The organism is Candidatus Omnitrophota bacterium (assembly GCA_040755155.1).
Lineage (GTDB): Bacteria > Hinthialibacterota > Hinthialibacteria > Hinthialibacterales > Hinthialibacteraceae > JBFMBP01.
Genome location: JBFMBP010000158.1, coordinates 46624 through 53445, shown reverse-complemented (window position 1 = coordinate 53445; position 6822 = coordinate 46624). Strand labels below are relative to the sequence as shown.

3 protein-coding genes are annotated in these 6822 nt (G+C 50.5%); all 3 read right to left on the bottom strand.

Features of this window, described 5'->3' with window-relative positions:
- Positions 1-138 precede the first annotated feature (138 nt).
- The 3 genes from AB1656_25335 to AB1656_25325 all read right to left on the bottom strand — a co-directional run bounded on the left by AB1656_25335 (position 139) and on the right by AB1656_25325 (position 6795).
- Positions 139-951 (bottom strand): alpha/beta hydrolase, encoded by an 813-nt coding sequence (locus AB1656_25335; protein MEW6238723.1) that lies wholly within the window; start codon positions 949-951, stop codon positions 139-141.
- Positions 952-1036: 85 nt separating this feature from the next.
- A complete protein-coding gene (locus AB1656_25330) occupies positions 1037-4519 on the bottom strand; it encodes a hypothetical protein (protein MEW6238722.1) in 3483 nt (1160 codons plus the stop codon).
- Positions 4520-4899: 380 nt separating this feature from the next.
- A complete protein-coding gene (locus AB1656_25325; GenBank protein ID MEW6238721.1) occupies positions 4900-6795 on the bottom strand; it encodes a formylglycine-generating enzyme family protein in 1896 nt (631 codons plus the stop codon).
- Positions 6796-6822 lie beyond the last annotated feature (27 nt).

The following is a 6822-nucleotide window of genomic DNA, read 5'->3' as shown; positions in this document are numbered from 1 at the left end:
GGCATCGTCGATGCGGGGGATTATTTGGAAATCGCCAAAAATTCCGGCGCCGACCGCATCTTCAAAAAACCCTTGGACTTGCCGCTATTGATAACAGCGATCAAGGAACTGATCGGTTCGTGAAAATCGAATGTAGGGTTATTGTTCGGCGGCGGGAAGAACTCGTTCCAAAAAAGAATCTATCCCCCGCAAGTATTCCGCTTCCGATAGAATAAATCCATCGTTATGCCCGCCGTGAATGATTAAGCGTTCCTTTTTCGCCGTAGCGGCGGCGTATAGTTTTTGGCTGTGATGGTAAGGAATAATGTCGTCTTCGGGGCTGTGGATGAAAAGAATCGGCGTTTGAATGTTGGGGATTTTGGATTGGGCGTCATAGTCGATCGTGTGAAGAAAATGGATGGGGAGAAAGGGAAAAATCTCTTTGCCTAACTCTTCCACCGAGGTGAAACCGCTCTCGAAAATCAACGCCGCCGCATCCGTCTTCAACGCCAAATCGGCGGCGATATTCGCGCCCAGCGAACGCCCGAAGAGAACGATGGGCGCATCGGGATGCTTCGCCCGCAGCCATTCGTAAGCCGCTAGCGCATCCGCATAAGTTCCCGCTTCCGACAGCCGCCCTTCGCTTTGGCCGTATCCGCGATAATCGAATATGAAGATGTGTACCCCCAGCGAATGCAGCTGCCTCATACTCTCCGTGCGATGGCTGATATTACCACCGTTGCCATGACAGAAAAGCAGTGCTGCGCGCGCCGATTCACAGGGGATATGCCATCCATGCAATCTAACGCCTTCCGCCGCGGCGAAGTAAACATCCTCGTAATTCAATCCCACAATCTCAGGCGTCGCGATCAATTCCCGCGTAGGCGCCCAGACGTTGATCCGCTCGAACCACCGGAAAAAAATATATAAAGTAATGACGGCCAATACGGCGGTTCCAGCGAAGGAAGCCATCTTTTTCCTCACGCTCCTTGAAGGAAACTGTACTTTCACAATCTATGCTTCTCGATTGGGCGGAATCCATTTCCCTATACAGCCGTTAAAATCCTTCCACCGTCAATTTCAACAATGTATATAAATCGATGCTCGTAGGCGGGGCGGGCTTGTAATACTGCCCTCGATTGTCCAGATATTTTACATTGCCCAAGGCGTCCACCGCTTGGATGAAAAATTCTATGTCTGGATTGTAAGCTAGTCTCGCTTGCCATTCCTTCGGATTGGCGTTGGACTTCGTCATATCCAGCGCCTTCCATTCGCCTTCGCTGTCCGTATAGGTTAGAATCACGCGATACAACGGTTCGTTGTTTTGATCCCAGCCTTGCAGGCTTACTTGCGCTTCGCTTTCTGTTTTCATAAAAGGCTCCGATAGGGTTGGAGCGATAGCGTCCGTCTTCTCTCCCGTGTAGTATGTGCTGTACTTCACTTCCGTATACAAGCGTTCCGTCTGCTTTTCTTTATTATACTGCCCCGCGATGAATACGAATTTCTGCAATGGCGGAACGCTGCCTTGTTGCGGAATGGTATTGACGGTAAAGGGAATGGCGGGAAAATATCCCTGCTTTTCGAATGCGCCTTCGCTTACATTCTCCTCGCCCCATTGCCCGCCTTCGATCACCGGATCGAAATTGGGTATTGTAATGTATTTGGCCGATTCCAATACGGCGCCTTTGGGGAAGAAACTCTCCGCGCCCGTGTAAAAGCCGATGCGCGGCTGGATCGGTTCGTTAACGTTCGTTTGCGTAACGCTGTTAAATGCGTAATAACGACCGGCGCCGGTGACGTTTTCTTTCATATAATTGTCTTCCAGCGCCGCGCCCAGCTGCACTTGGAACAGGCTTCCGGTTACGGCTTTCGGCTCTACTATCATCGGCTTCATGGCGAAGGGGCTAATGTAAGATTTTTCGGACAGTGGATTGACTTTGCCTTGTTCGCTGGAAGTTACCCGGAACATAGGCAGCCCGTACAATATCAATCCCGACAGTACCTTCGCATCGTCGCTGATGTTCTGCTTCACTTCCTCCAAACTTAGATTAGAATCCGCCAGGCCGTTGCTCTCGTTCAGCCAATATTCCCGTTTGGCTTTTTGATACGCTTCGCCGATGGTCATGGAAGCCGTGCCCGAAATTAATGCGTCGAGGAAGCGCAGTCCCAGCAGTTCCGTAAAGCCGATGCTTTCCAAACTGGAGCCTGCGAAGGCGGTGGTTCCCAGATAAGCGCCTACTCCGGTTTTCATGAAAACGTCCGTGAAATTATCGTATTCCTTGGTCGGGTTGGCGATGCGCCGATCGAGATTCAACCCGCCGTGGCCGCCCCAGTTCAACACGATCGAACCGAGCAGCGTTTGCAGATTCGATTTAGCGGTTTTCGCGGATAGGGGAGAGATCATTTTCGTGCGGTATATCTTGTCATGCGTTCCATGCAGGCCCAATAGATTGAGAGGATTGTTCTTGTTCAGCGCCGTGACCAATTCGAAAGAATCGTCGCCTTCCGGCAAACGGTTGACGATGCCCAAATCGGATGACAGGATTTTAACAGCCAAATCTACTCCATTGGTATAAGAATCGCTGCCTGCCGCCAGCGCTTTATTAAAATCAATTTGCCCATTGTTGGTAAGATAAGCGTCGATCATGGCGCCCATCTCTTCCAGCGTTTCCACTAACCTTCCGACTAACAAATCGTTTGGCAGATATAGTTCCTTTTCCAAATCCGATTTCATCCAGGCCGGCGTGGAATCGGCATAGTAATCGTCCGTTAAAAGCCGATCCTGCCGCAGCGCGATGGATAATGGATGCGTTTGATCCAGTTTTTTATAATAGTTAAATTCGCTGTTATTGGTTCGCGATTGGTTTTCTACGCGGTAGAAGGGAACGGCGGCGTCCGAGCCGATGATGACGAGATATTTCACTTTGGCGTATTTCTGCTCGATGCGCTTGGCGCCGATAATCGTCTTGACGTCTTCCGCCACGGCGTTGGCCAGGCGAATGTTGTCCTGTCCTTCCGTCTTGGTTCCTAAGTACATCTGATGGCTGTCTGCATCCCAAGCTTTGTACTTGTCGCGCAAGGATGTGTATTGATCCAAATCCAGTATTTCTCCCAAAACGGTTTTATGCAGTAAAAGCGCATTCAACTTAGTCAAGAGCGCCGCCGTTGCGTCCTGTCCATACAATTCCACCAACCGGCTCTTGGACAAAGCAATTAGGGTTAGAATATCATCAGGCTTGGCGGTTGGAGTAAATGTAGGCGCCGCCGGAGTATGGGAAGGCGCAACCGCCAACGTTGGCGTGGGCGTCGATGTAGGTCCAGTCAAGGGAACCAAGTAAACCGTCGTATTCGTATTTTGCGCGCTGACATCGATATCGATTTCCTTGGTTTCGTAAGCGGAAATCAATATGGTAAGATGAATTCTACCTTGCGGGATTTGAGATAGAATCGCCGCGCCGGAAGCATTAGTTTTAACATTCATCGGCGGATCGGTCAAAATGACAAAAACATCCTTGATAGGTTGAAACGTATTGGCGTCATACACTTTCACGGCGAAATCGACGCGAACTATGACTGTTCCTGGAGTCGCCGTAGGCGTTGGCGTGTTTGTGGGCGGAGGCTGAGGCGTGCTTGTCGCCGCGTAGGTTGGCGTATGAGTTGGCGGAATCGGAGTGTTCGTCGATGTGTTAGTTGGAATAATTACGAGTGTTGGCGTGTTAGTGAATGTCGGCGCCAGAGTGGGCGTGCGGGTTGGGGTGGGGACGGGCGTATTCGTTTGAGTCGACGTGGGCGTATAAGTCAATGTCCGCGTCGCCGTGGGCGTATTGGTGAAGGTTAACGTAGGCGTAGGCTTCGGCGTGAGCGTTGGCGTTCGAGTCGGCGTCCGCGCGATAGTCTTCGTCGGCGTGTTCGTGGGCGCCGGGGCGGAATCGCCGATCGAAGAATCGCCTGCAATATCCACATTATTCGATACGATATTCACAAGATAATAAAAATAGATATTGTAATAGCCATTGAATACTTTATCGCCCGCATCGCCGGAAGGAACGAATACGTTATAGGACAACGTATAGTTTCCCGGCGCCGATATTCCGACCAGCCAATAAGCGGTTGTGTAATTTCCCGACCAGCTGAACGCAATGTCATCGTAAGCATTAATATCGACCGAATAACTGACGATCGACCAATTCGTTGGAAGATAATCGGCGAGAGCGAATTCGATATAAAAACCGGTGTTCACTTTAATATTCAGCGTGATGGTATAGATGTTATTCGGAGAATAATACGCCGGGAGGATCCGCTCCACCGTCATGAGATCGGACGACGGCGTAGGCGTGGGCGTAATCGCCGCCGGGGCGTTGTTGTCGATGGAAAAACGGCTCGAGTAGCCGGCCGGCAGATTGATTACAGTAAAGCGGTTGGAATTGCCCGTATCGGCGGCTGCGATTGCAGCTATCCCTAGAATCAAACACCATACAAATCCCAAGCATTTCCTCATGGCGTTCCTCCATCGCAACGGCGGCGTTACAAGCGTGTGCATCCAGCGTCTCCTTAAGGAGCTATATCGCGGCATTCATTATAATGCATTTCCAGGTTCCTCGTTCAGTTAATTAATTGTCTGAATCTTGATATCCAGGATTTTCAGGATGAACAGGATGTTGGCAATGTTTTTATCCTGAAAATCCTTCCGTCCCGGTCATCATGATTAGGATATTGTAAAAGCAAGGGCAAATTCAACCGCAATATTCCCTTTGCCGCCTCGCCTTGCCCGTTCGAACCACGAAATCACGAATTTCCACGAATTGCACGAAGAAAAGCATTTTTCGTGGTCTTCGCGTCCTTTCGCACTTTCGTGATTCAAAAATTTTCCACGACCATGGAGCATGCCCCTTGGAATCCCAAGAGCAAAATAGCAAATAGCTACTGCGTCCTGCACACCCGGAAGCCGCTGTAGCTGTTGCCGCTATCGGGTATGCCCTTAACGCGGTCGGCGGAACGGCAGTTCCCGGAGATGAGGTTCCAACAGCCGCCTCGGAGTATCCTATACGAACCGCTATTGGCTCCGTATGGATCATTTTGCGACGCTGAACTATAACTTCCATACCAGTCCTGGCACCATTCCCACACATTGCCGCTTATATCATGCAATCCCCAAGCGTTTGGATACTTCAATCCCACTTCATGCGAAGAATTATTTGAATTATCTTGAAACCAAGCGTATTGATATATCAGCGAAGAATTCGGATCGTCGCCCCAATAGAAGCGGGTAATTGTCCCTGCGCGACAGGCGTATTCCCATTCCGCCTCTGTCGGCAATCGGAACGTCCCCTGACCCGTCTGGTTTAATTTTTGTATGAAAGTTAGGCAATCGTTCCAAGATACGTAATGCACAGGATAGTTAGATCCGACGCCATAAAGTGACTCTGGATTACTTCCCATCACCGCCAGCCATTGCGCTTGGGTCACTTCATACTTCCCCATATAAAAAGCCTTGGTGAGGGTTACTTGATGCTGCGGTCCTTCATCGGAATCACGGTCTGGCTCGTTATCCGGGCTGCCCATCGTAAACGTCCCCGCCGGGATCAATACCATCTCCAGGGGCGTAGATCCCGAAGGCAAACCAGTGATGTTTATGGTAATCGTCTCGCCCGCCGCAACTGGAGTAGGAGTGGGCGGTACAGGAGTGGGAGTGGGCGAGATGGGCGTTGGGGTTGCTATGATTTGATCGTAAGTCCTGACGAGACGAAATCCAAAGAAGATGTGCCAGACATCCGGAGTTTCGTTGTAACGATGCGCAGACCGGCAGCTCCAGGCGTTGATTTCCCAGAAGCCGCCGCGAAGAACCCTATTCAATCCACTATTTGCGCCAGCTGGATCAATTTGAGACGCTGAACTGTAACTGCCATACCAATCCTGGCACCATTCCCATACGTTCCCGCTCATATCGTAGAGTCCAAAGGCATTGGGCAACTTCAAGCCCACTTCCTTCGTTCCAGATGGGCTATTGTTTCCATCATACCACGCATAGTCTTTAATCTGGGTATAACTCGGATCGTCTCCCCAATAAAACCGAGTCGTTGTCCCCGCCCGGCAGGCATACTCCCATTCCGCCTCCGTAGGCAACCGGAAAGTTCCTTGCCCCAACTTATTTATATAATAGAGAAAGTTTTGGCAATCATCCCAAGATACATTTTCTACAGGAAGATTGTTTCCTTTAAAATTCGATGGATTGGCTCCCATCACCGCCTGCCACTGCGCCTGCGTTACTTCGTACTTTCCCATATAGAACGGTTTAGTGATCGTTACCTGATGCTGCGGGCCTTCATTCGTATTCCGCCCAGGCTCGCCATTCGGCGAACCCATCGTAAACGTCCCCGCCGGGATCAATACAATCTCCAGCGGCTTGGCTCCAGAAGGCAAACCGGGGATGTTTATAGTAATATTCTCGGATGAATCATACGCAGTCACGGCTGCCTTGAAGTAATCCCCGCTGCGTCCCGGCAGGTCTTGGCCGCAGTCCCAGACGATATGTTTGTTCTTGCCCGGCGCCACTTCGCCCACATCGCCAGAAAGGGTGACGGGAGTAATGAGAAACGTAATCCCGTCGTCATCGGAAATTTTTACGGAGACGGTTACGGCGGCGCTGTCCGCATCTTCCACGTCGTAATAGATATCGACGAGCTTCGATCCGTCCAGCCGCTGCGACGCCTTGACGTTGGAGACTATCGGTTCTGCAGCTTGGACTTGAGGGAGATCGATCAAGAAAAATCCCAAAAATAGTATGGCATTGATAAGGTAGTAATATTTCGGTTTCATGACGAACGCTCCTGAAAAACGCTAAGC

Coding starts and splice junctions, on each gene's coding strand:
- AB1656_25325 (MEW6238721.1), bottom strand. CDS start 6,795: ATGAAACCGAAATATTACTACCTTATCAATGCCATACTATTTTTGGGA.
- AB1656_25335 (MEW6238723.1), bottom strand. CDS start 951: ATGGCTTCCTTCGCTGGAACCGCCGTATTGGCCGTCATTACTTTATAT.
- AB1656_25330 (MEW6238722.1), bottom strand. CDS start 4,519: ATGCACACGCTTGTAACGCCGCCGTTGCGATGGAGGAACGCCATGAGG.